Consider the following 21,886-nt stretch of genomic DNA (forward strand, 5'->3'; position numbering starts at 1 on the left):
CCGCACCGCTTGGCACCTTGACGCGGGAGGTCGCGCCGGTCAACTCGGTTGCGCGGCGCGCGACACGGTGACGTGCCGATCACGGGCGCACGGCTGTGAACCGAGCCTTCACAGGTCGCGCCGCACGAGGAAGTCGATCAGCGACCTCAGCTCGCCGGCGGCCCCCGCCTCCAGCGGCACATCGGCGAGCGCCGCCTCCGCGGCGATCACATGACGCCGAGCCTCGGCCAGCGCGGCCGAGCGGCCACCCGACTCCTCGATCAGCGCGGCCGCATCGGCGGGGTCAGTGGCCGACTCCAGCAGGGCGGGGAGACGACCGGCAGCGGGGGAGCCGAGCGCGGCCAGCACCGGGAACGTCTTCTTCCGCTCCCGCAGATCGCCGTGCACCGGCTTGCCGGTGACGGCGGGGTCGCCCCAGATGCCCAGCAGATCGTCGACCACCTGGAAGGCGACGCCCAGATGCCGTCCCGCACGGTCGAGGGCGGCGACGGAAGCCGGCGGCGCTCCGCCCAGCAGAGCACCCAGCGCCGCCGCGCAGCCCAGCAGGGAGCCCGTCTTGTGCTCGGCCATCGCCCGGTACTCGGCCGGCCGTACCCGCTCCGGCCCCGTCCACGGACGCGTGGCGAACAGCAGGTCGTCCGCCTGCCCGCGCACCAGGTCCTGCAACGCCACGGACAGCAGCCGCACCGCCCGCGGACCCATCGGTGCCTCGGCGAGCGTCTCGACGGCCAGCGCGAACAGGGCGTCCCCCGCGAGGACGGCGGGTCCGGTGCCGTACGCCTTCCACACGGTGGGGCGGCGGCGCCGGGTCGTGTCGCCGTCCATGACGTCGTCGTGCAGCAGGGAGAAGGCGTGCACCAGCTCCACCGCGACCGCCCCGGGCACCCCGACATGCCCGGGAGCACCGGCTGCCTCGGCCCCGAGCACGGCCAGCGCCTGCCGTACGCCCTTCCCGCCGGAGGCGGCGGCCGACGCACCGCCCACCTCGCACCAGCCGAAGGAGTAGGCGGCCATCTCACCGACCCAGGGATGCATCCGTCCCACAGCGTCGCGCAACGCGGGCCGCACCAAGGCACGGCAGCGATCGAGGACTTGGTGGGCGTCGGCCGCAGCGTGCGCCGACGAGGTGATCTGGTGGGCGCCGAGCGGAGTCCGCACCGCCGAAGGGAACGCCGTCACCGTACGGTCACCGCCCCGGCACCCGCCCCGGCCATCGCCGCCACGTCCTCCTGGCTCGCGGCGCCCTCCCCGGCGCCGAACTCCTCCTGCGCCCGGGCAACCATCTCCCGCGCGTGCCGCAGCCCGATCCGCTCCAACACCCCCGCCAGCTCGGCCAGTTCGGCGGCGGTCTCGGCACGGTCGCGCCCCAGCCGGGCCCGCGACTTGACCAGCCCGAGCCGGGACAGCGCCTCCCCGCGCGGCTCACTCATGGCACGGAACTCCGTGAGCGCCAGCTCGTACAAGCCGCGGGCCTCGGCGTAGCGCCCGGCGCGGTAGAAGACGTTGCCGCGCATCTTGTGGTTGTAGGCCAGCGCGCTGGAGAGCTTCATGGCACGGCAGGTGGCCTCGGCCTCGGACAGCAGGCCCAGCGCCCGCTCCGTGTCCCCGTCCCGGACGGAGACTATGTCGGCGAGCCCGCGCAGCGCCCAGGCGTGACCCCGCCGGTCCTCGGCGCGCGCGGCGATCTCGGCGGCCTCCTCGAACAGGGCGTAGGCGGTGTCGTACGACCCGGTGTTGCGATGGATCTGGGCTATGCCCTCCAGTGCCCACACCGTGTGCCGCGCCTCGCCGCGCCGCCGGGCCTCGGCCAGCAGCTGCTCGTGCAGCCGGTGGACGGCCTCGTAGTCGCCCTGGATCCGCCCGGTCTCCGCCAGACCGGCCAGCGAGTAGCCCCGTACGACGATGTCGCCGCCGCGCTCGCCGAGGTCGGCCGCGAGCTGCAGCAGCCGCCGGGCCAGCCGGAACGCACCGCGCTGCCGGGCCAGGGTGCCGCCGCTCCACAGCGCCCAGGCCATCGCCCCCGTGTCGCCGGCCTCCCGGGCGGCACGGTAGCTGGCCTTCCACGCCCGGTCCGCGTCCCCGATCTGCCCCAGTCGGCGGTGCGCCTCGGCGACCGCGAGCCCCGAACGCGCCGCCTCGCCGTGCTGCCCGGCCCGCTCGGCCGCCGCCAACTGCTCGGTGCCGGCGGCCAGTACGTCGGTCAGCGAGGAGTTGACGGACAGGGTGGTCAGGGCGCCCTGGTACTCCGGGGCGGATGCCTTGCCGTACATGTATGCCTCTCGATCCGGTATACACGCCATCTATACGCATTGTGTATAGACGGACGGTATAGTGCGTCGAAAACCAGCCCTGGCCCAGTGGGCCAGGGCGTCATCTGCGGACGATCACCTGATGTCGTTCGCCTGTTGTCGATCAAGACGCCGGTTCGGCGGACCGGGTTGCTCGTGAGGCGCAGATCACCTCACGGAGCCCGTCAGTGCTGCTGGGCCTTCGGCGGCGTCGCCTCGCTCGGCCGTACGACGACGTAACCCTGGCCCTGCAGCATCAGCTGCACGGCCTCCCCGGAGCCGCCGCGCAGCATCGAGCCGAGGGACTGGGAGCGGTGCAGCGAGGTCTGCAGGCCGGCGGTCCAGCCGACCACCGCGTCCGTGTCGACGTACACCGGGTACTCGGGCGAGACCGGGATCACCAGGGGGTTGCCCTCGCAGACCAGCCCCAGCCTGCCCTGGCCCGTGAAGACGCTGTTGAACAGACCGCCACCGGCGATGCCCGATCCCTTCACCGTCGCTATCCGGTACGACAACGAGGAGTCGAAACACAGGACGTTGCGGCCGTTGACCGTGAACTCGTCTCCGGGGTCGACGTCGACGACGAAGCAGTTCTGCGCCTCGTGCGCGAACCAGGCCTCGCCCTGTCCGCGCACCGCCATCAGCGGCAGCCCCTCGCCGGTCACGGCCCGCTTGAGCATGCCGCCCACGCCTTGGCCCTTGCGCTCGAACTGGAGGTTGCCGCGGTAGGCCACCATCGCGCCCTGGCGGGCGTGCATCTCGCCGTTCACCGCGTACTTGATGCACTTGGCGTTCTCGATCGTCATACCCGGCGCCGTGGCCGGCTGGACCATGTGCTCGCTGGAAAAGAGGTCACCCTTCATAGGGGCATCGTGTCCCGGACGGTGCCGTTCCGGCCAGCTCGCATCGTGTGTCCGTCCCGAACCGGTCACGCGCCGAAGAGCTGTGTCCAGTACGTGCCCGCGGGGCCGCCGCCCGCGAAGCCGATCCCGATGTAGGTGAAGTCCCGCTTGAGGATGTTGGCCCGGTGGCCCGGGCTGTTCATCCAGCCCTCCACGACCTCGGCGGGGGAGCGCTGGCCGCACGCGATGTTCTCGCCGATCGTGCGCATGCGGGAGCCCGCGGCGGCCGCCCGGTCCCAGGGCCGGCTTCCCTCGGGCGAGGTGTGGGAGTAGAAGGCGCGGGCCGCCATGTCGGCGCTGTAGGCCTGCGCGGCGGTGCCGAGCGCGGGATCGACGGCCAGGGGAGGCAGCCCGGCCCCGGCCCGCTCCCGGTTGGTGAGGCCGACCACCTCCGCCACCGTGCGGGACAGGCCCTCCGGCGTGAGCGGCCGGGCCCACAGCGCGGTCCAGTACGTGTCGCCCGAGGGGCCGCCCCTGACGTACCCCACGGCGGCGTGGGTGAAGGCCGGGTCGCGCAGGGTGCGACTGGGCTGCTCGGTGCGCAGGCAGTACGCGACGAACTCGGCGGGTGTGCGCGGGCCGGAGACCAGGTGTTCGCCGACGGTGAGATACGCGTACCCGGTCGCGGTGACGCGCTGGTACACCGAGACGCCGTCGCGGCCCTCGACGCCGAGCCGTCCTGCCGCGGCCATGGCGGCGGCGTGGGCCTGAGCGGCGGTGGCAAGGCGGGCGTCGAGGGCGACCGTAGGTGAACCGGCCCTGGCGCGGGCGGAGTTGACCAGGCCGAGGAAGCCGTCGGGGTCGGCGGAGGTGACCGGCGGGGCGGCGACGGCGGACAGGGTGTGCATCGCGGGCCGTGCGGTGGGCGTCGGCGGAGCGCCGACTGCAGGCGGCGTGGGTGTCGACAGCGCGGGCGGCGGTGTCGCGTCCTCGACGACGTCCACCCCGAAGTCACGCGCGATCCCCGCCAGCCCGTCCGCGTACCCCTGCCCCAGGGCCCGCAGCTTCCAGCCGTCGCCGCGTCGGTAGATCTCCGCGAGCAGCAGTACGGTCTCCTGCCGCGGACGCGGCGGGGCGAACCGGGCGATGGCCCGGCCGCCGGGGCCGGTGACGTGGAGCGTGGGTGCGGGCAGGCGGCCCAGGGGAGTGCCGGGGTCGGCGGGGCTGACGACCACCGTGACCCGGGTCGCCCCGTGCCGCAGTCGGGTCGGGTCGACGGTCAGGGTGTCGCCGTGGAGGCGGGCGCCCGGTGCGGACGGCTGGTTGTAGAACACGAAGTCGGCGTCGCCCCGGACCTTGCCGCTGTCGTCGGTCACGAGCGCGGACACGTCGAAGGGGCCGGGCACCCGGACGGTCACGCTGCCGCCCGGGAGGGGCAGATTGCCCCCGGGAACCAACTCGCTCATCGTGCCGTCCAGGTGGGTGGTTCGAGATCCGGTGGAGGGGACGTCCGGAAAACGTCCGCCGGATCTCATGGGTTCCCGCTCGACCTGCGCGCTCAGTCCGCGTTCGGACGCAGCGTGCGCCCCGGGCCGGTGCCCTCGCGCCGCTCGACGGATGCGGCAGCCGGCCGTGCCTTCGCCTGCTTGCCGCAGAACGCGGACTCCACAGCGCCCAGCATGGAGTTGAGCACCGTGCCGTTGTTGGAGGTGTTGGCGAGTGCGGTGAGGCTGCGCTTGCCGTCCTCGGACGCGAACGCGTAGGTGTAGTAACCCTGGACGGCGCCCGTGTGACCGTACACCCGGATCCCGCACGACAGCTGGCGTCGCCGCAACCCGAGCCCGTACTCCTGGTTCGTCCCCGACGGCACCCAGCGCTGCATCTGGGCGAGCTGTGCCCGGGAGGTCAGCCGGCCGCCGAGCAGCGCGGACAGAAAGGTGTTGAGGTCGCTAGTGCTGGAGATGACGGCGCCCGCGCTCTGCGCCCAGGACACGGTCTGCTCGGTCGAGTCGACGAGCGCCGCGCCCGCCGCGTCGGGGGTGAGATAGCCACGGGCGTGGCGGCCGGGGATCTTCGTGCCGGGGTGCACGTAGAAGGTGTCGCGCAGGTCCAGCGGGCCGATGACGCGGTTCTTGTACTCGGTGTGCACGGAGTGGCCGGTCAGCTTCTCGATGAGCATTCCGGCGACGACGAAGTTGGTGTTGGAGTAGGAGTAGCGGCCGCCGGGTTCGGTCGTCCGTGGCTTGCTCAGGGACCGGTTCACCAGTTGCCGGTAGGTGAAGACTTTCCTGCGGACCGCCTCGAAGCCGGGAACCGTCCGCGCGAACATCTCGTCGGTGTAGTCGTGCAGCCCGCTGCGGTGGCTGAGCACATGCCGCACCGTGATGCGGTCGTCGGGCAGCAGACCCGGCAGATAGCGGTTGACCGGGGCGTCGAGCTTCAGCTTCCTCTCGTCGGCCAGTTGCAGCAGGACGACGGCCGAGAAGATCTTGGTGACGCTGCCGATGCGGAACCGGTCGGCGTTGCTGATGGTCCGTTCGGTCCTGCGGTCGGCGACCCCCGTGGCCGCCCAGTGGACCGTGCCGTGGTCGTCGAGCCGTGCCATCGCGCCCGGAGCGCCCTGCCGTCGCACCGTGCGCAGGACGTTCCACAACCCCGTGACATCGGGCTCGGGCAGGGCGCTCGCCGAGGCGTCGACCCTGGTGGCGCCGGGTACCGGTGATGCGGCGTGTGCCGGAACCGCCAGGAGCGACACCAGGGCCGCCGCCACCGCCGTACCCCTGACCACCGTCGTCGCTGAGACCATGCGCCTTCTCCCGTTTCTGTCGATGTGCCGCTGATACGAGAACGATCAGCCTCGCGCCGGGCAACCTTCTCGCACCACGTCAGATCGCCACGGACGACGCACAGTTGGACAGTCCCGGATCACCGGGTAGGAGTCCTTCGGCTGTCCTGTCGGTGAATCCTGCTTCTTTTATTGACGGCAGAAAATAAGGGCTCTGGGTTCCCGGGCATGTCCTCGATCCGCAGCGCCGAGACCTTCCCGGCGAACACGCCGGCCGTCTCGCAGATCTTCACCACGGTCCTCAGCCATGGGCCCCTCACCCGCCTCGAGGTGGCCCGGCGCACGGGACTGTCCCCGGCCGCCGTCACCAAGGCGGTACGGCCCCTCATCGAGGCCGGGTACCTGGTGGAGGACGCGGACGAGCAGGCCCGCCCCGCGCTCGGCCGCCCCGCCAACCCGGTGCGGGTCGACGGGGGACGGGCCCTGTTCATCGGGGTCAAGGTGACCGGCGACGAGATCATCGCGGTGCTCACCGACCTGTGCTGCCGTATCCGCGTCGCCCGGCACGCCCCGCTCCCGGACCGGGAACCGAAGGGCGTACTGGCCTCCGTCGCCGAGCTGGCGGGCGAACTGCTCGCGGAGGCGGGCGACTTGGGGGTCCCGGTCCTCGGCCTCGGCATCGCGGTCTCCGGTGACGTCGACCGGGGCGCGGGCGTCGTCCGCTACTCGCCGTTCCTGGCGTGGCGGGACGTGCCCCTCGCCGAACTCGCCGCCACGACCACCGGGTTGCCGGTCATCGTCGACAACGACGTACGGGCCCTCACCGTCGCCGAGCAGTGGTTCGGCGCGGGCGTGGGCCTGTCCGACTTCGCCGTGGTGACGGTCGGCGCGGGCATCGGCTGCGGCCTCGTGGTGCACGGGCGGGTGGTCGCCGGCGCGCATGGCGTGGCCGGGGAGATCGGCCACGTCACAGTCGACCCGGCCGGCCCGCCCTGCCACTGCGGCAACCGCGGCTGCGTGGAGGCCATCGCGGGGGATGCCGCGATCCTGCGGCGGATCCGCGAGACGACGGGCGCCGAGGTCGCCGACACCGCGCAGGCCGTTGCCCTCGCCCACCGCGGCGTCGCAGGGGCGCGGGACGCCTACGCCCGGGCCGGCGAGGCGATCGGCCGTGGCATCGCCACCGTGGCCAACCTGCTCGGCCCCGAGCGGGTGATCATCTCCGGCGAGGGTCTCGCCGCCCACGACCTGTTCGCCGAACAGATCCGCGACGCGTTCGCCGCGGCCGCGTTCGGCTCCGCCGCCGAGTGCGACGTACAGACCCGCCCGCTGCCCTTCGAGGGATGGGCGCGCGGGGCCGCGGCCACCGCGATCCAGTCCTTCATCAGAGCCGACGACCAGCGGCAGCGCCGCTGAACCGACCCCGCCTCCCCGTCGGCAACGGCCGTATCGGAGCCCTCGCGAGCAACGGCCCCGGCCGCGAACTGCTGCTGATCAGCGACGCCACGATGTGGACCGGCGGCCTCAACGGCACCCTCGACCACGACGGCCAGTGCCCCTACGGCCGCTCCGACTTCGGCTCGTTCACGCTGCTCGCCTGGCTCACCGTCGACGTCCCCCCGACGACGTCATCGTCGTGCACTTCACCCAGAGCGGTGGCGGCCGCTACACCGGCACCATCACCCTGACCGGCACCCACGGCGAACAGCACACCGCCGCCGACTCCTTCGGCGCGGCCCTCCCCAACGGCCTGCGCTACGGCGCCCTGCGCCGCACCCACGTCGCCGACTACCGCGCCTTGTACGGACGACTCGGCCTCTCCCTCGGCACCTCCACGTCCGCGCAACGCGAACTGGACACCTGGGAGCGCCTGCACGCCCGCACCCGCGACCTGGAACCCGACCCCGAACTGGAGGCCGCCTACCTCCAGCTCGGCCGCTACCTCGTGCTCATCGACGACAGCGACTGGTCTCCTGAGCACGGCCCGCAGGACGCCCAGGGCATCACCTATGCTCAGGAACTGGTGTGGGTACTGTTCGGGAACTACTGCACCGCGGCAGCGGAGCTGCGGAGGGACACCGACTACGCGGACACGATCGCCGGGTGGCTGGAGGAGTGGATGTCGCCGGACAACCTGAGTGAGACCACGACGGTCGTCTACGGCGATGTGTCCCGCACGGTCACCCTGCAGCCCGGCACTTCCGTCACGCTGAAGGACCTCGCCCGGTGAGGCCCGCACTCCCGCTGGCCGCCGTCCTGCTGGCGGTCGCCGCCTGCCAGAGCGCCCCCGGCGTCGAGGCGACCGCCGACGGCAGCGGTGTCGTCACCTGGGCGGCGAGCGCCGACCGCATGGGCGACGGTGTCGCCGGCCGCGGCTACCGCCTCGTCGTGCACACCAGCGCGGCCGGAACCGATCTGCGGATCCGGCTCTCCAACGCCTTCGGGGACCGGCCGCTGACCTTCGACAGCGTCTACGCGGGCATCCAGAAGCAGGGCGCCGAGCTACGGCCGGGCAGCAACCGGCGCCTGACGTTCGGCGGTGCGCGCACGGTCACCGTGCCGGCGGGCGGCACCGTGTGGAGCGACCCGCTGCCCGGCCGGCTGCCCGCCGCGACCAACCTGGTCGTCAGCCTGCACAGCCCGGACGCGGGCGGCCCGGCGAGCGGCCACTGGATGGCCATGCAGACGTCGTACGCCACGCAGGGCGACCACACCGCCGAGGAGAGCGGCGCCGCCTGGACGATCCCGACCGGCTCCTGGTTCTACCTCGACGCCGTCTCCGTACGCGCCCCCAAGGACACCGGCGCGGTGGTGGCCCTCGGCGACTCCATCACCGACGGCTGGCAGTCCACCTCCGACCTCAACCGTCGCTGGCCCGACTACCTGGCCCGCCGCCTGCAACGGGCCGACACGGCGGTGAAGGGCGTGGCCAACGAGGGGCTCGCCGGGAACAAGGTCCTCGCGGACGGGCCCGGCCTGAGCGCGCTGAACCGGCTCGAGCGGGACGTGCTGTCCCAGCCGGGCGTGCGGACCGTGTTCATCTTCCAGGGCGTGAACGACATCAAGGCCCACACGGGCGTCACGGCCGAGGACCTGATCGAGGGCTACCGCGAGATCGTCGACCGGGCGCACGCGGCCGGCAAGTGCGTCGTCGGCGCGACCATCGGCCCCTTCAAGGGCTGGCACGAATGGGATCCGGCCGCCGAGGCCGTACGCCAGGAGGTCAACGAATTCATCCGCACCAGCGGCGAGTTCGACGCGGTCACCGACTTCGACCGCATCCTGCGCAGCCCCTACGACCGGGCGAGGATGCTGCCCGCCCTCGACGGCGGCGACCACATACACCCCAACGACAAGGGCATGCAGGCGATGGCCGACGCGGTCGACCTGAGCGCCCTGGACTGCGACGTCACCGGCTGACCGGCACCGCAGTCCTCAGGCGCGCAACGTCTTGGCCCAGTCCTGCGGCACCCGGCCCGCCGGCCCCGGCGACGGCTGGTCCGCGGGATGACTCACCGGTGCCGCGAGCTCGGGCCCCGACTCGTACATCTCGTTCGTGGCGTAGTTCCAGAACCACTCCTCACCCGGCTCGAAGCTCTGCACGAACGGATGCCCGGTGTCCCGGAAGTGCGCGGTCGCGTGCTTGGCGGGTGAACTGTCACAACAGCCCACGTGCCCGCACTGCGCACACCGCCGCAGATGGAACCACCACCCCCCGACCGCGTCGCATTCGGCACACCCGCTCCCGCTGGGCGGCACGCTCGGATCGATTCCGTCGTCGCTGGTCATTCGGACTCCTCCTCGACCGCTGCAAGCGGCAGCAGCACCTGGAACCGCGTGTCACCCGGCACCGACTCGACCTGGATGTGGCCGTGATGCTTGTTGACCACGATCCGCCAGGAGATGTCGAGGCCGAGCCCGGTGCCCTCACCCACGGGCTTCGTGGTGAAGAAGGGATCGAAGATCCGCCCCCGGATCTCCGCCGGGATGCCCACCCCCGTGTCACGGAACTCCACCAGCAGCCGGTCGTGATCCAGAGCCGTCCGCACGGTCAACGTCCCTTCACCGCCCGCGCTGTTGATCGCGGAGACCGCGTTGTCGATGAGGTTCGTCCAGACCTGGTTGAGCTCCGCCGGATACGCGGGGATCTTCGGCAGCGTACGGTCGTACTCCTTGACGACCTTGATCTGCCGGCCGATCTTGCCGGACAGCATCAGCAGGGTGCTGTCGAGCAGTTCGTGCACATCGGCGTTCCGGAAGGGCGCGCGGTCGAGCTGGGAGTACTGCTTGGCGGCGTCGACGAGTTGCGAGATGCGGGCGGTCGAGTCGTTGATCTCGTCCATCAACAGCTCGGTCTCGACGGTGTAGTTGAGCCACCCGATCGCACTCGGCAGGATGTCCTCGTCGACCGCCGCAGCGACCTGGTCCAGCCAGTCCACGTCGAGACCGGCCTGCACGAACGTGGGCGCGATCCGCCAGCCCTGCGGGATGCCGTGGTCGTCGAGCCAGTCGGTGACCGTGTCCTCCCGGTCGGCGGCCTCCAGCGGACTGAGCGTGGGTGCCTTGGCGACCCGCTCGGCGGTGCGTTCCTGGATGTCGATGAGGTTCGCCATGACCTCGGGGGAGTACGACCCCTGCGCGATGATGGCCAGCTTGTGCCGCATCTTGCCGACCCGCTCGCGCAGCGTCGCCGTCGCCCGTACGGCCGCCGCCGCGGGGTTGTTGAGCTCGTGCGTGAGACCGGCGGACAACGAGCCCAGCGCCAGCAGCCGTTCGCGTTGGTTGATCGCCAACTGGGTGCTCTTCTGGCCGAAGAACAGGCCTTCCAGCAGATGCAGGGCCATCGGGAACCAGTCGCGGATCACTGCCGCGAAGGTCTCGGCGGGCAGGACGAAGAACCGCGTCGGCTCCGTGACCCGCATCGAGCTGTTGTAGACCTGCGGCACCCGGTCCCCGAGGTAGGCCTGCCAGGCGCCGGAGTACACCCCGCGCTGGGAGGTCCGGTTGACCTCCACGTCGTCGCCGCCGACCCGCCTGGACAGGACGACCGTGCCCTCGACCATCACGTAGAAGCAGGTGGCGGGATCACCCTCGGTGTACACGGGGCCGGGCTCGAACTGCTCCACCCGTCCCTCGCTGCACAGCCTGCCGAGCTGCTCGGGCGTGAGCTTCTCGAACAGGAACAGCGACCCGATCTCCTGGGGGTTGCACGGCATCAACCGCCCGCTCATGACTGCTCCAGATAACGGTGGACGAGCATCACGGCCATGGCTCCCTCCCCGACGGCGGACGCGACCCGCTTCGCGGACTCCGCGCGCGCGTCGCCCGCCACGAACACGCCGGGAACGTTGGTCTCCAGGTGGTACGGCGGCCGGTCCAGCTCCCAGCCCGCCGGCGGCCGCCCGCCGGACGTCAGGTCGGGCCCGGCCAGGATGAAGCCGCGCTCGTCCCGCAGCACCGTCTCGCCCAGCCAGTCGGTGAGCGGGGCCGCGCCGATGAACACGAACATCCACTGGGCGTCGACGAGTTCGGTCCGCCCACTGTCCAGGTCGCGCAGCGTCAGCTGCTCCAGGTGGCCGGAGCCGTGCGCGGCCTCGACGACGGTCCGGGCGCGTACCGAGATGTTCGGCGCCTCGTCGATCTGCTGGATCAGGTAGTGCGACATGGACGCCGACAGCGACTCGCCGCGCACCAGCAGTGTCACCGACTTGGCGCCCCGCGACAGATACATCGCCGCCTGTCCGGCCGAGTTGGCGCCGCCGACGATGTACACGTCCTGGCCCTGGCAGGCGGGCGCCTCGGTGAGCGCCGACCCGTAGTACACCCCGCAGCCGGTCAGGTCGTCGCAGCCGGGCGCCCGCAGTTGCCGGTAGGACACGCCGGTCGCCAGGATCACGCTGTGCGCGGCGACCGCCGAGCCGTCCGAGAACCGGACGATCCGCGCGGCGCCGCTGACCTCCAGTCCCGTCACCTCGCGGGCGGTGAGGATCTCGGCGCCGAACTTCGTCGCCTGGCGCCGCGCCCGGTCCGTGAGCTGCGCCCCCGACACACCGTCCGGGAAGCCGAGGTAGTTCTCGATCCGGGAGCTCTGCCCGGCCTGCCCGCCGGTCGCCGACCGCTCCACCAGCACGGTCCGCAGCCCCTCGGACGCCCCGTACACGGCGGCGCCGAGCCCGGCCGGGCCGCCGCCGATGACGACGAGGTCGTAGAAGTCGGCCGTCGGCGTCGTGGCCAGCCCCACCTGCGCGGCGAGTTCCGGTGCCTCCGGCGCCACGAGCGGCGTGCCGTCCGGCGTGATCACCAGCGGCAGTCGCTGCCCGTCCTGCTCGGCCGCGGCGAGCAGCCGCTGCCCCTCGGGCTCATCGGCCGAGTACCAGCGGTACGGCACCTGGTTGCGGGCCAGGAACTCCCGTACCTCCGACGATCGCGCCGACCAGCGGTGCCCGACCACCTTGGTGCTGGGCACCGGCCGGAAGTCGCTGCGCCGCCACGCCTCCAGCAGGTCGTCCAGGACCGGGTACAGCTTCTCCTCCGGCGGGTCCCACGGCTTGAGCAAGTAGTGATCGAGATCTACGACGTTGATCGCGTCGATCGCCGCGTTCGTGTCCGCGTACGCGGTCAGCAGCACCCGGCGCGCGCCCGGGTACACGTCCAGGGCCTGTTCGAGGAACTCGATGCCGTTCATCTGCGGCATGCGGTAGTCGGCCAGGATCACGGCGACGAGATCGCCGCGCAGCTTGAGCTCGCGCAGTGCCTGCAGGGCGGACTCGCCGGACTCCGCGCGCACGATCCGGTGCGACTCGCCGTAGCGCCGCCGCAGGTCGCGGGCGACCGCCCGGGACACTCCCGGGTCGTCGTCCACGGTCAGGATGACGGTCCGCGCTGTTTCGGCGGCCTGTGCCATACGTCTCCCACCCCGGGCGTCGCGTCTCGGCGCGGCGGCGAGCGTCCTCAGGGCGCGGGTCGCCGAGCCGACTCCCGGCCATCGTATGTTCGATCCGCCCGCTTCGCTCAGGTACGTGCGAGGTGGGGAGATCTTTGGCAGTGACCGGAGCGGCCGCCGTCAGCGGTGACGCGCGGCGAGCACGCAGAACTCGTTGCCCTCCGGGTCCACGAGCACCACCCAGGGCTGATCGCCCTGGCCGATGTCCGCGGGGCGCGCGCCGAGTGCCAGCAGGCGGCTCACCTCGGCGTCCTGGTCGTCGGGGCGGAAGTCGAGGTGCAGACGGTTCTTGATGGTCTTGCCCTCCGGAACGGGCGCGAAGAGCAGTCCGGGCAGACGGTCCTTCTCCGGCCGGATCTCGTACTCCTCGGCCGAGTCGTTCACCACGACCCAGCCGAGCGCCTCGGCCCACCAGCGCCCCAGGGCCACGGGATCGGCCGCGTCGACGTTCACTTGCTCCCACTCCAAAGCCATGGCCGCAGCGTAGTGAAGACTGGGACCCACGGACGAGATCGCGACTTGAGGAGGCAGCCGGAATGACGCGCCCGATCACGGTAGGGGTGGACGGATCGGAGGAGAGTCTCGCCGGGCTGGCCTGGGCCGCCCGGGAGGCGGTCCGCCGGGGGCTCGACCTGCGGGTGGTGCACGCCTGGCGGTTCCAGCCGCACGAGGCGATCGACGCGGGGGACCCGGAAAGCCAGGAACGGTGGGTGCGCGAAGGACTGACCGAGGCCGCCCGTTCCGTCACCGAGCGGCACCAGGGCCTTGACGTCACCACCGATGTCCTCGACGGCCCGGCGGCCGAGACGCTGGTCGCCGCGGCGGCGGAGGCCGAGATGCTGGTGCTGGGATCGCGGGGCCGCGCCGCGGTCGTCGGGTTCCTGCTGGGCTCCGTCGGACAGCAGGTGATCGCCGGGTCCGCGCGGCCCGTCGTCCTCGTACGGGCCGGGGACCAGGCCTCGGCCGAGGCTGCCGGGCGCGAGATCGTCGTCGGTCAGCACGGCGACGCGGACGACAGCGCCGCCGCGTTGCGGTTCGCCTTCGAGACGGCCGCCGCGCGCGGGGCGACCGTACGCGCCGTACGGGCCTGGACCCTGCCGCCGCTGTTCGCCTACAGCCCGGCCTCCCTGAAGCTCCTCGACGACGCCGGAGGCCTGGAGCCGTACGAGAAGAAGGCCTTGGGTGAGGCCCTGCTGCCGTGGCGGGAGCGCTTCCCGGACGTCCAGGTCGTCGAGCATGTCGAGATGGGCAGCGCCGGGCAGGTGCTGCTGTCGGTCGCCGGGCGGGCCCAGCTGATGGTGGTCGGGCGCCGTGCCCGCCGTACGGCCGTGGGCGCCCGCATCGGCTCGGTGGCGCACGGCGTCCTGCATCACGCGGACTGCCCGGTGGCGGTGGTACCGCCGGCCTGAGTCAGTCGGTGGTGGGCTGGAGCGTCTCCCGGGCCGTGGGCAGGATGTTCTTGATGTAGTCCTCGACCACCGTGTCGAGGCCGATGTCGTGCTGCGCCCGCTCGGACAGGTACCAGCGGTGCTCGAGCAACTCGTGGTAGATCTCGGCCGGGTCCATGGAGCCGCGCAGCTCCAGCGGCACGGCCCGCACGGTGGGGCGGAAGACGTCGCGCACCCAGCGGTGGGCGAGGACCTCCGGGCGGGCGCCGAGGGGGTCGCCCGGGGCGTAGTCGTCCTGGGTGGCCATCCAGCTCTCCAGGTCGTTCAACAGCCGCCGGGCCTGGTTCTCCTCGGTGTCCAGGCCGGTGAGGCGCAGCAGTTGACGCTGGTGGTGGCCGGCGTCGACGACCTTCGGCACGAAGGTGACGGTGTCGCCGTTGGTGGCGTGCTCGATCTGCATCTCGGCGACGTCGAAGCCGAGGTCGTTCAGGCGGCGTATCCGGCGCTCTATGTAGTGGTACTTGCCCGCCGGATAGACCGAGGTGCGGGTCAGTTCCTCCCACAGGCCGCCGTAGCGCGCGCAGATCTCCATGCCGAACTCGATCGGGTCCACCGAGGGGTGCAGCGCCCCGGACGCCTCCAGGTCCAGCAGCTCACCGCTGATGTTGACGCGGGCGAGGTCCAGGTCGTAGTCGCGCTGGCCGGTGCTGAGCTGCGAGTGCAGATCGCCCGTCTCGGCGTCCACCAGATACGCGGCGTACGCGCCCGCGTCACGGCGGAACAGCGTGTTGGACAGCGAGCAGTCGCCCCAGGCGAACCCGGCGAGGTGGAGGCGGACCAGCAGCACGGCCAGCGCGTCCATCAGGCGGTGCATGGTCGCCGGGCGCATCGTCGTCTCGAACATCGAGCGGTACGGCTGCGAGCCGCGAAGGTGCCGGGTGACCAGCACCGACTCCAGCGGGCCGCCGGCCGCGTCGGTGCGGCCGGTGACGACGGCCAGCGGGTCGACCGCCGGGATGCCGAGGCGGTCCAGGTCGCGCAGCAGCTCGTACTCGCGCAACGCCGGGCGCTCGGCGAGCTCCTTGACGGCGATCACCTCGTTGCCGGCCCGGGCGTAGCGCACGATGTGGCGTGAGATGCCGCGCGGCAGCGGGACCAGGACGTCCTCCGGCCACTCCTCCAGGGGCAGGTGCCAGGGCAGCTCCAGCAGGAGCCCGGGGTGCTCCGGGTTCGTCGCGCTGATCTGCAGTGCCATGGGCCGTTCGTCCTCGCCTCGCGGTGATCGTCACCTCACCTTAAAGTGCGCGCTCCCGGGCCTGAAGAGCGGCTTCCCGCACCGAGCCGCGGTGCGACGGCCCGTGCCCGGGAAGCAGCACATCGCCCTTGAGGCCTTCGAGTACGGCCAGCGAGGCCACGGCCTGGGCACGCTCACGGTGGAACATGTCCGGCAGCAGTTGCGGCCCCTCGAGCCGCGAGGTGGGGTGGCCGCTCACCAGGGCGTCGCCCGCGATCACCACCCCGGCGTCGGGCAGGTGGTAGGCGCAGTGGCCGTCGGTGTGGCCGGGAGTGTGCACCGGGACGGGCCGGCCCGGCAGGTCCAGCGGGCCGGGCGAGGGGAACGGCTCGGGGGAGGTGACCGGGACGTGCTCGGTGCCGCCGGAGCGGATGGCGTGGACGGCCCAGGGCAGGACGCCCGGCCGCCAGCCGTTCTTCAGGACCGTGCCGACGCTGACCTGGTGCAGGAACTCCCGGCGGGCGTGCGGCACTTCGACTTCGTGCAGGTATATGGGCGTGCCGTAGGTGTCGCGCAGGTACTCGGCGTTGCCCAGGTGGTCCGTGTGCGCGTGGGTGATCAGTACGGCCGTGACCGCCTCCGGCGAACTCCCCACCTCGGCGAGCGAGGCGAGGAGCCTGGGCCGGTCCCCGGGATAGCCGGTGTCGATCAGCGTGACCGCGTCGCCCTCGGTGAGGATCACCCAGTTCGTGTTGCTGCCGTGCACCAGATGGGTGCCGTCCGCGACTTGCTGCACATCTGCCCGCATGATCGTCCCGCGTGGTGAGGTCCGTGCCCGACGGAGACAGCAAAGCAGATCAGGATGAATGCGGGTCCGGCGGGGCCGGACGCATTCCGAACAGGAATCGCGTCAGCCGCGTCCTGCGCACCACGCACTCGTAGAGCACCAGGATCACCGCGAGCGAACCCGCCACGATCACCGCGTACTCGACGACGATCGGCGCCGGCCATCCCACCACGCCGTACGCGATGGCGACCACGACCGGCTGGTGCAGCACGTACAACGGCAGGGCGGCGAGCCCGAGATACATCATCGTGCGCGATGGCGGCCGGGCCTCGCGCGGCCGGTCCAGCAGCCCGAGGATCGCCACCACCCAGCACCAGCCCGCCGCCCCGAACACGGCCCGGGTCACCAGCGCGAACGGGTTCCACTCGGTGAAGGGGTCGTCCAGGGAGAGGAACCCGGGCGCGGTCCCCGCGAACAGCACCAGTCCGGCCACGCCCACCGGCACGGCGAGCCGGCGCAGCGCGGCGCGAACGCGTACGTCGTCGGCGAGGGCGTAGCCGAAGAGGAAGAACACCAGGTAGGCCCAGCGGTTCCAGCCCGCGAAGCCCTCCTCCATACCCAGGAACGCGTTGATCGCGGCGAGCGGAAGGGTGGGCAGGAGAAGCAGGGCCGGGCGCCGCTCCACCGTCCGTCCCACGCGCTCGGCCCAGGCCGCGAGCGGTGCCGCGACCGGGGCGAGGAGCAGGCTGAAGGCCAGCAGAAGCACGACGAACCACAGATGCCCGGTCTCGAAGTGCTCCCCGTCGAGGACGAAGGGGAAGTCGGCCGGATCCGGGTGGACGGTGAGGAAACGGGGCCAGAAACGCCAGTACGACTCGTCGTAGCCGGGATCGGCGGCCCGCAGCCGCAGCCACTGGGGGAGTGGGCACAGCACGAGCGTCGCGAACATGAGCGGAACGCCCAGGCGCAGCAGCCGTTCACGGCTGAAGCGGGCGGGTCCGCGCCGGCGGATCGAGTACCGGGAGCCGAGCCCGGCGACCAGGAACAGGATGGGCATCGCCCAGACCACCGCGAACCCGGCGAGCACGGTGACGGCGTCGGTCGTCTGCGCGTTCTTGACGTAGAAGTCGTCGTCCGGCGAGAAGACGAGGCCGGAGTGGAAGAAGACCAGCCCGAGGACCACGAGGACGCGCAGCGCGTCCAGTTCGCCGCGTCGGGGTGAGGTGGCCGGTGCCTGCGTTTCCGCGCTCACCCGCCCCAGTGTGGGGGCAGGACAGGGCTTCGCCCAGAGGAAGGGCTGCCTCCGGCACCGTCCGCCGGAGGCAGCCCCCGCGTGCAGCCGAAGCGGCCGCCTCTCCGCCTCACTGCACGCCGTGCGGGCGGAACTGGATGCTGATGCGCGGTCCCGTGGCGCGCGTGCTCTTGGGCACGGAGTGTTCCCAGGTCCGCTGGCACGAGCCGCCCATCACGATCAGGTCGCCGTGCCCCAGCGGACGCCGTATCGTCTCGCCGCCGCCCCGCATCGGGCGCAGCAGCAGATCCCGGGGCGCGCCCACGGAGAGGATCGCCACCATCGTGTCCTCCCGCGCGCCGCGCCCGATGCGGTCGCCGTGCCAGGCGACGCTGTCGCGGCCGTCGCGGTAGTAGCAGAGCCCGGCCGTCGTGAAGGGTTCGCCCAGCTCCTCGCCGTAGTGCGCGGTCAGCGCGTCGCGGGCGTCGGTGAGCACGGGATGGGGAAGTGCGTCGTCCGCGCCGTAGAAGGCGAGCAGGCGCGGTACGTCGACGACGTGGTCGTACATCGTGCGCCGCTCGGCTCGCCACGGCACCTCCGCGGCCAGCTGTTCGAACAGGGCGTCGGCCCCGCTGAGCCAGCCGGGCAGGACGTCGATCCAGGCGCCATGGGTGAGTCGCGTGCGGCGGACCCCGGTGAGGGAGCCCAGCCGCAGCTCGTCGGTCTGGTCGAACAGGGAGCCCTGGAGGTGCGTGGCCATGGTTCCAGCGTAGCCCTGAATCGAAAGTCTGTTCCTATTTGGGTTTCCGCTCGGCCGGCCTGTTGGATACATTGCTGTATCGGATACATTCATGTATCGAATGGAGGCGAAGCATGGCGGTCGAGAGCACAACCAAGCGCGTCACCAGGCGCCGCGTCCGCACGCGGGCCAACCTTCTCGACGCCGCGTTCGCCGTGTTCGCCGCGAAGGGCTTCGGGCGCGTCTCCATCGAGGAGGTCTGCGAGGCCGCCGGTTACAGCAGGGGCGCCTTCTACTCCAACTTCGACAGCCTGGACGAGCTGTTCTTCGCCCTCTACCAGCAGCGCGCGGACCTGATCGCGGAGCAGGTGTCCGGGGCGCTCGCCCTCGACGGGCCGGACCTGGACGTGCCCGCCGCCGTGGACCGGGTGACCGACGTGCTGCTCCTGGACCGCGACTGGCTGCTGGTGAAGACGGACTTCCTGGTGCACGCCGCCCGAGAACCAGCCGTCGCCCAGACCCTGCTGGAACACCGGGCCCGGCTGCGCGGCGCGATCGCCGACCGGCTCGCCCGCGCGCGGGGACACACCGCACTGCCCGCCGTGCTCGGCGACATCGACGGTGCCGCCCACGCCGTGGTCGCCGCCTACGACGGAGTGACCACCCAACTTCTGCTGGACAAGGACGTCGAGCACGCCCGCGCCTGGCTGAAACAAATACTCACCGCGCTGCTCACCGACGGCAGCGACACCACCGTATGAGGAAGGGACGGTCGCCATGGATGCCGACGTCATCGTCGTCGGAGCGGGACTCGCGGGCCTGGTCGCCGCGAGCGAACTGACCAGCCGGGGCCGCAGGGTCGCGCTGGTGGACCAGGAGAACGCCGCCAACCTCGGCGGGCAGGCGTTCTGGTCCTTCGGCGGACTGTTCCTCGTCGACTCCCCGGAGCAGCGGCGCCTGGGCATCAAGGACTCCCTCGACCTGGCCTGGAACGACTGGCAGGGCAGCGCCCAGTTCGACCGGGTCGACGACGAGGACTCCTGGGCGGTGCGCTGGGCGCGTGCGTACGTCGAGTTCGCGGCCGGCGAGAAGCGGTCCTGGCTCGACACGCACGGCATCAAGTTCCTGCCCACCGTGGGCTGGGCCGAGCGCGGCGACCTGCGCGCCCACGGCCACGGCAACTCCGTTCCCCGGTTCCACATCGCCTGGGGCACCGGCACGGGCGTCGTGGAGCCGTTCGTCCGGTACGCCAAGCAGGCCGCGCGCGACGGGCTGCTCACCTTCTACCACCGGCACCAGGTGGACGAGCTGGTCCTCGAGGACGGTTCAGCGCGCGGGGTGCGCGGCACGGTCCTGACCGAGGACAACTCGCCCCGGGGCGTCGCCTCCAACCGGGACCGCGTCGGCGATTTCGAGCTGACCGCCCAGGCCGTCATCGTCACGACCGGCGGCATCGGCGCCAACCACGACATCGTCCGCCGCTACTGGCCCGAGCGGCTCGGCACCCCACCCACCGAGATGGTCACCGGCGTCCCCGCCTACGTCGACGGACGCATGCTCGACATCAGCGCGGAGGCGGGCGTACGCCTGGTCAACCGCGACCGCATGTGGCACTACACCGAGGGCCTGCAGAACTGGGACCCGATCTGGCCCGGCCACGGCATCCGCATCTTGCCCGGCCCGTCCTCCCTGTGGTTCGACGCCTTGGGCCGCCGTCTGCCGGACCCGTGCCTGCCGGGCTACGACACCCTGAGCACCCTGAAGTACCTGCGCACCGACGAGGACATCGCCGGGTACGACCACTCCTGGTTCATCCTCACCCAGAAGATCATCGAGAAGGAGTTCGCACTCTCGGGCTCCGAGCAGAACCCCGACATCACCGCCAAGGACCGCGCAGGATTCCTGAGGGAGCGGGTGCTCGGCAAGGGCGCCCCGGGCCCGGTGGCGGCGTTCCTGCGCAACGGCGCCGACTTCGTCACCGCCCCGAACCTGGAGCAACTGGTCGAGAAGATGAACCAGTTGACCGACAAGCCGCTCCTCGACGCGGCGGACATCCGGCGCCAGATCGAGGCCCGCGACCTCCAGATCGCCAACCCGTACAGCAAGGACGCCCAGGTCCAGGGCATCCGCAACGCCCGCCGCTACATCGGCGACCGCCTCGGCCGCGTCGCCACCCCGCACCGCGTCCTGGACCCGGCGGCCGGGCCTCTCATCGGCGTCAAGCTGCACGTCCTGACCCGCAAGACCCTCGGCGGCATCCAGACCGACCTCGACTCCCGAGCGCTGGCAGCCGACGGGACGCCCGTCGACGGTCTGTACGCGGCCGGCGAGGTCGCCGGGTTCGGCGGTGGCGGCGTCCACGGCTACAACGCCCTGGAGGGCACCTTCCTCGGCGGCTGCCTCTTCTCGGGCCGGGCGGCGGGACGGGCCGCGGCGCGGCAGACGGGCTGACGGTGACGTGCGGCCCGTCTCCTCACGCCGGCATCGGGGTTCACGCCTGGAGGAGGCGGGCCAGCACGGCGGCGTGACTCTGCTCCGGCGACTTCGACGCGGTCAGTAGCGTCACGTCGCCCTTCCTCGTCAACTCCCTCACCTGATCAAGGAGTTCTGCCGCCTCGGGCGCGGCCAGCTCCGCCTCGTACCGGTCGGCGAACTCCTCGTACGACCTCTCGCCCGCGTGGTACCAGCGCCGCAGTTCGGTGGACGGGGTGAGCCCCTTGGGCCACTCGTTCACGTGCGCCGCGTCCTTCGACAGGCCGCGCGGCCACAGCCGGTCGACCAAGACACGCACGCCGTCCTCGGGTTCGGGTGCTTCATAGACGCGCCGGATGCGAACGCTCATGGCCGGGCCTTTCTCGTGGACCTGACGAGTTCCTCACAAGTCTCGGCCAAGGTCGACGCATGATCACGCACAAGCCCCGTGTCGCCCTGCTCGCCGCCTCCCTGCTGCTCACCGGCTGCGGTGGCGGTGCCGTGGCGACACCGGACCACGAGCCCGCTGCCACCCGGCCCACGACCAGCACGCCGCTGCCGGAGGTCGCCCTTGAGGTGGCCCCGCAGCAGCTGCCCGGTCTGGGGCCCGAGACCTGGGCGAAGGTGCCCTCCGAGGCGCGTCAGGCCGTCGTCGTGACCGGGCGCGGCAGGAACTCGTCACAGTCCACCGTCGTCCTGTACGAGCGCAGCGACATCGGCTGGGAGGCCGGCGGCAGCTGGCCCGCCCACAACGCCCTGCGCGGGTGGACCGACCACCACCGCGCCGGCGATCTGCGCTCACCCGTCGGGGTCTTCACACTCACCGACGCCGGAGGCCTGCTCCGTGACCCCGGCACGAAGCTGCCGTACGACCACGGCTCCGGGTTCACCGCCACCGGCACCGGCTTCGAGGGCGAGCCCCTCGCGGGCTCGTTCGACTACGTGATCGCCATCAACTACAACCGCAAGCCCGGCACGTCACCGCTCGACTGGACCCGCCCGCTGGGCGCCGGTCGCGGCGGCGGCATATGGCTGCACGTCGACCACGACGGGCCGACGCAGGGCTGCGTGAGCATCGCGCGGGAGCACATGAGGGAGCTGCTCCTGGCGCTGGACCCGCACCTGCGTCCCGTCGTCGTCATGGGCGACGCCAAGTCGCTGGCCCGCTGAGAATCCC

20 protein-coding genes and 1 pseudogene are annotated in these 21,886 nt (G+C 71.9%); 7 read left to right on the forward strand and 14 right to left on the reverse strand.

Translation table 11 applies throughout. The features are described from left to right. Positions 1-108: 108 nt before the first annotated feature. The 5 genes from IF78_RS0108615 to IF78_RS0108635 all read right to left on the reverse strand — a co-directional run bounded on the left by IF78_RS0108615 (position 109) and on the right by IF78_RS0108635 (position 5,936). A complete protein-coding gene (locus tag IF78_RS0108615; protein WP_199921385.1) occupies positions 109-1,179 on the reverse strand; it encodes a polyprenyl synthetase family protein in 1,071 nt (356 codons plus the stop codon). Next, positions 1,176-2,270 carry a tetratricopeptide repeat protein gene (locus IF78_RS0108620; protein ID WP_051827555.1) on the reverse strand — a complete coding sequence of 365 codons (1,095 nt, stop codon included), beginning with the start codon at positions 2,268-2,270 and terminating at the stop codon, positions 1,176-1,178. The genes IF78_RS0108615 and IF78_RS0108620 overlap by 4 nt, the downstream gene beginning before the upstream one ends. A 203-nt stretch (positions 2,271-2,473) precedes the next feature. Beyond that, on the reverse strand, positions 2,474-3,151 hold the full coding sequence (locus IF78_RS0108625; protein WP_031480291.1) for an AIM24 family protein: 678 nt from the start codon (positions 3,149-3,151) through the stop codon (positions 2,474-2,476). Between the two features lie 65 nt (positions 3,152-3,216). Beyond that, positions 3,217-4,596 (reverse strand): CAP domain-containing protein, encoded by a 1,380-nt coding sequence (locus tag IF78_RS0108630; RefSeq protein ID WP_031480293.1) that lies wholly within the window; start codon positions 4,594-4,596, stop codon positions 3,217-3,219. 92 nt (positions 4,597-4,688) lie between these two features. Beyond that, positions 4,689-5,936 carry a serine hydrolase domain-containing protein gene (locus IF78_RS0108635; RefSeq protein WP_031480295.1) on the reverse strand — a complete coding sequence of 416 codons (1,248 nt, stop codon included), beginning with the start codon at positions 5,934-5,936 and terminating at the stop codon, positions 4,689-4,691. Between the two features lie 207 nt (positions 5,937-6,143). Between IF78_RS0108635 and IF78_RS0108640 the strand changes: the two genes are divergently transcribed. From IF78_RS0108640 to IF78_RS0108650, 3 genes and pseudogenes are all read left to right on the forward strand, one after another. Then, on the forward strand, positions 6,144-7,331 hold the full coding sequence (locus IF78_RS0108640) for an ROK family transcriptional regulator (RefSeq protein ID WP_031480297.1): 1,188 nt from the start codon (positions 6,144-6,146) through the stop codon (positions 7,329-7,331). Between the two features lie 11 nt (positions 7,332-7,342). Beyond that, positions 7,343-8,121, forward strand: a pseudogene (locus IF78_RS0108645) (glycosyl hydrolase family 95 catalytic domain-containing protein); the annotation flags it as partial. A gap of 20 nt (positions 8,122-8,141) precedes the next feature. After that, entirely contained in the window at positions 8,142-9,335 is a 1,194-nt protein-coding gene (locus tag IF78_RS0108650; protein ID WP_031480301.1) for an SGNH/GDSL hydrolase family protein, read from the forward strand. 15 nt (positions 9,336-9,350) lie between these two features. Here IF78_RS0108650 and IF78_RS0108655 read toward each other — a convergent pair whose 3' ends face one another. The 4 genes from IF78_RS0108655 to IF78_RS0108670 all read right to left on the reverse strand — a co-directional run bounded on the left by IF78_RS0108655 (position 9,351) and on the right by IF78_RS0108670 (position 13,332). Next, a complete protein-coding gene (locus IF78_RS0108655) occupies positions 9,351-9,704 on the reverse strand; it encodes a UBP-type zinc finger domain-containing protein (protein WP_031480303.1) in 354 nt (117 codons plus the stop codon). Continuing rightward, positions 9,701-11,146 carry an ATP-binding protein gene (locus IF78_RS0108660; protein ID WP_031480305.1) on the reverse strand — a complete coding sequence of 482 codons (1,446 nt, stop codon included), beginning with the start codon at positions 11,144-11,146 and terminating at the stop codon, positions 9,701-9,703. The genes IF78_RS0108655 and IF78_RS0108660 overlap by 4 nt, the downstream gene beginning before the upstream one ends. Beyond that, positions 11,143-12,819: an NAD(P)/FAD-dependent oxidoreductase gene (locus IF78_RS0108665; protein WP_031480307.1), complete on the reverse strand. Its 1,677-nt coding sequence runs from the start codon at positions 12,817-12,819 to the stop codon at positions 11,143-11,145. Before IF78_RS0108665 ends, IF78_RS0108660 begins: the two co-directional genes overlap by 4 nt. 159 nt (positions 12,820-12,978) lie before the next feature. Then, positions 12,979-13,332 (reverse strand): VOC family protein, encoded by a 354-nt coding sequence (locus tag IF78_RS0108670; protein ID WP_031480309.1) that lies wholly within the window; start codon positions 13,330-13,332, stop codon positions 12,979-12,981. Positions 13,333-13,394: 62 nt separating this feature from the next. Here IF78_RS0108670 and IF78_RS0108675 point away from each other — a divergent pair, with 62 nt between their 5' ends. After that, the gene (locus tag IF78_RS0108675) at positions 13,395-14,267 is read left to right on the forward strand and encodes a universal stress protein (RefSeq protein WP_031480311.1); all 873 of its coding nucleotides are present in this window, start codon (positions 13,395-13,397) and stop codon (positions 14,265-14,267) included. A gap of 1 nt (position 14,268) precedes the next feature. Here the strand turns inward: IF78_RS0108675 and IF78_RS0108680 are convergent, their stop codons facing one another. The 4 genes from IF78_RS0108680 to IF78_RS0108695 form a co-directional block, all read right to left on the reverse strand. Next, positions 14,269-15,501, reverse strand: a complete 1,233-nt coding sequence (locus tag IF78_RS0108680; RefSeq protein WP_031480313.1) for a DUF4032 domain-containing protein — start codon at positions 15,499-15,501, stop codon at positions 14,269-14,271. Positions 15,502-15,541: 40 nt separating this feature from the next. Further along, on the reverse strand, positions 15,542-16,288 hold the full coding sequence (locus IF78_RS0108685; RefSeq protein ID WP_031480315.1) for an MBL fold metallo-hydrolase: 747 nt from the start codon (positions 16,286-16,288) through the stop codon (positions 15,542-15,544). 49 nt (positions 16,289-16,337) lie between these two features. Beyond that, positions 16,338-17,519, reverse strand: a complete 1,182-nt coding sequence (locus tag IF78_RS0108690) for an acyltransferase family protein (RefSeq protein ID WP_037639918.1) — start codon at positions 17,517-17,519, stop codon at positions 16,338-16,340. A gap of 109 nt (positions 17,520-17,628) precedes the next feature. Then, positions 17,629-18,258, reverse strand: coding sequence for an alpha-ketoglutarate-dependent dioxygenase AlkB (locus IF78_RS0108695; protein ID WP_031480319.1), 630 nt, complete (start codon positions 18,256-18,258; stop codon positions 17,629-17,631). 113 nt (positions 18,259-18,371) lie between these two features. On the opposite strand from IF78_RS0108695, the gene IF78_RS0108700 reads away from it, so the two are divergent. Together IF78_RS0108700 and IF78_RS0108705 are read left to right on the forward strand one after the other, a co-directional pair. After that, positions 18,372-18,998, forward strand: coding sequence for a TetR/AcrR family transcriptional regulator (locus IF78_RS0108700; RefSeq protein WP_031480321.1), 627 nt, complete (start codon positions 18,372-18,374; stop codon positions 18,996-18,998). A 16-nt stretch (positions 18,999-19,014) separates the two neighbouring features. Then, entirely contained in the window at positions 19,015-20,688 is a 1,674-nt protein-coding gene (locus IF78_RS0108705; protein WP_031480323.1) for an FAD-binding dehydrogenase, read from the forward strand. 40 nt (positions 20,689-20,728) lie between these two features. Here the strand turns inward: IF78_RS0108705 and IF78_RS0108710 are convergent, their stop codons facing one another. Further along, complete coding sequence (locus IF78_RS0108710; protein ID WP_031480325.1) at positions 20,729-21,079, reverse strand: DUF488 domain-containing protein; 351 nt, start codon at positions 21,077-21,079, stop codon at positions 20,729-20,731. A 59-nt stretch (positions 21,080-21,138) separates the two neighbouring features. Between IF78_RS0108710 and IF78_RS0108715 the strand changes: the two genes are divergently transcribed. Beyond that, on the forward strand, positions 21,139-21,879 hold the full coding sequence (locus IF78_RS0108715) for a hypothetical protein (RefSeq protein WP_031480327.1): 741 nt from the start codon (positions 21,139-21,141) through the stop codon (positions 21,877-21,879). Positions 21,880-21,886 lie beyond the last annotated feature (7 nt).

It is taken from the genome of Streptomyces bicolor (genome assembly GCF_000719285.1).
Lineage (GTDB): Bacteria > Actinomycetota > Actinomycetes > Streptomycetales > Streptomycetaceae > Streptomyces > Streptomyces bicolor.

Bases quoted from the DNA above. Each gene is read 5' to 3' on its own strand.
- IF78_RS0108710 (WP_031480325.1), bottom strand. From the start codon at position 21,079: ATGAGCGTTCGCATCCGGCGCGTCTATGAAGCACCCGAACCCGAGGAC.
- IF78_RS0108680 (WP_031480313.1), bottom strand. From the start codon at position 15,501: ATGGCACTGCAGATCAGCGCGACGAACCCGGAGCACCCCGGGCTCCTG.
- IF78_RS0108660 (WP_031480305.1), bottom strand. From the start codon at position 11,146: ATGAGCGGGCGGTTGATGCCGTGCAACCCCCAGGAGATCGGGTCGCTG.
- IF78_RS0108685 (WP_031480315.1), bottom strand. From the start codon at position 16,288: ATGCGGGCAGATGTGCAGCAAGTCGCGGACGGCACCCATCTGGTGCAC.
- IF78_RS0108665 (WP_031480307.1), bottom strand. From the start codon at position 12,819: ATGGCACAGGCCGCCGAAACAGCGCGGACCGTCATCCTGACCGTGGAC.
- IF78_RS0108700 (WP_031480321.1), top strand. From the start codon at position 18,372: ATGGCGGTCGAGAGCACAACCAAGCGCGTCACCAGGCGCCGCGTCCGC.
- IF78_RS0108630 (WP_031480293.1), bottom strand. From the start codon at position 4,596: ATGAGCGAGTTGGTTCCCGGGGGCAATCTGCCCCTCCCGGGCGGCAGC.
- IF78_RS0108695 (WP_031480319.1), bottom strand. From the start codon at position 18,258: ATGGCCACGCACCTCCAGGGCTCCCTGTTCGACCAGACCGACGAGCTG.
- IF78_RS0108715 (WP_031480327.1), top strand. From the start codon at position 21,139: ATGATCACGCACAAGCCCCGTGTCGCCCTGCTCGCCGCCTCCCTGCTG.
- IF78_RS0108655 (WP_031480303.1), bottom strand. From the start codon at position 9,704: ATGACCAGCGACGACGGAATCGATCCGAGCGTGCCGCCCAGCGGGAGC.
- IF78_RS0108640 (WP_031480297.1), top strand. From the start codon at position 6,144: ATGTCCTCGATCCGCAGCGCCGAGACCTTCCCGGCGAACACGCCGGCC.
- IF78_RS0108675 (WP_031480311.1), top strand. From the start codon at position 13,395: ATGACGCGCCCGATCACGGTAGGGGTGGACGGATCGGAGGAGAGTCTC.
- IF78_RS0108635 (WP_031480295.1), bottom strand. From the start codon at position 5,936: ATGGTCTCAGCGACGACGGTGGTCAGGGGTACGGCGGTGGCGGCGGCC.
- IF78_RS0108620 (WP_051827555.1), bottom strand. From the start codon at position 2,270: ATGTACGGCAAGGCATCCGCCCCGGAGTACCAGGGCGCCCTGACCACC.
- IF78_RS0108705 (WP_031480323.1), top strand. From the start codon at position 19,015: ATGGATGCCGACGTCATCGTCGTCGGAGCGGGACTCGCGGGCCTGGTC.
- IF78_RS0108625 (WP_031480291.1), bottom strand. From the start codon at position 3,151: ATGAAGGGTGACCTCTTTTCCAGCGAGCACATGGTCCAGCCGGCCACG.
- IF78_RS0108670 (WP_031480309.1), bottom strand. From the start codon at position 13,332: ATGGCTTTGGAGTGGGAGCAAGTGAACGTCGACGCGGCCGATCCCGTG.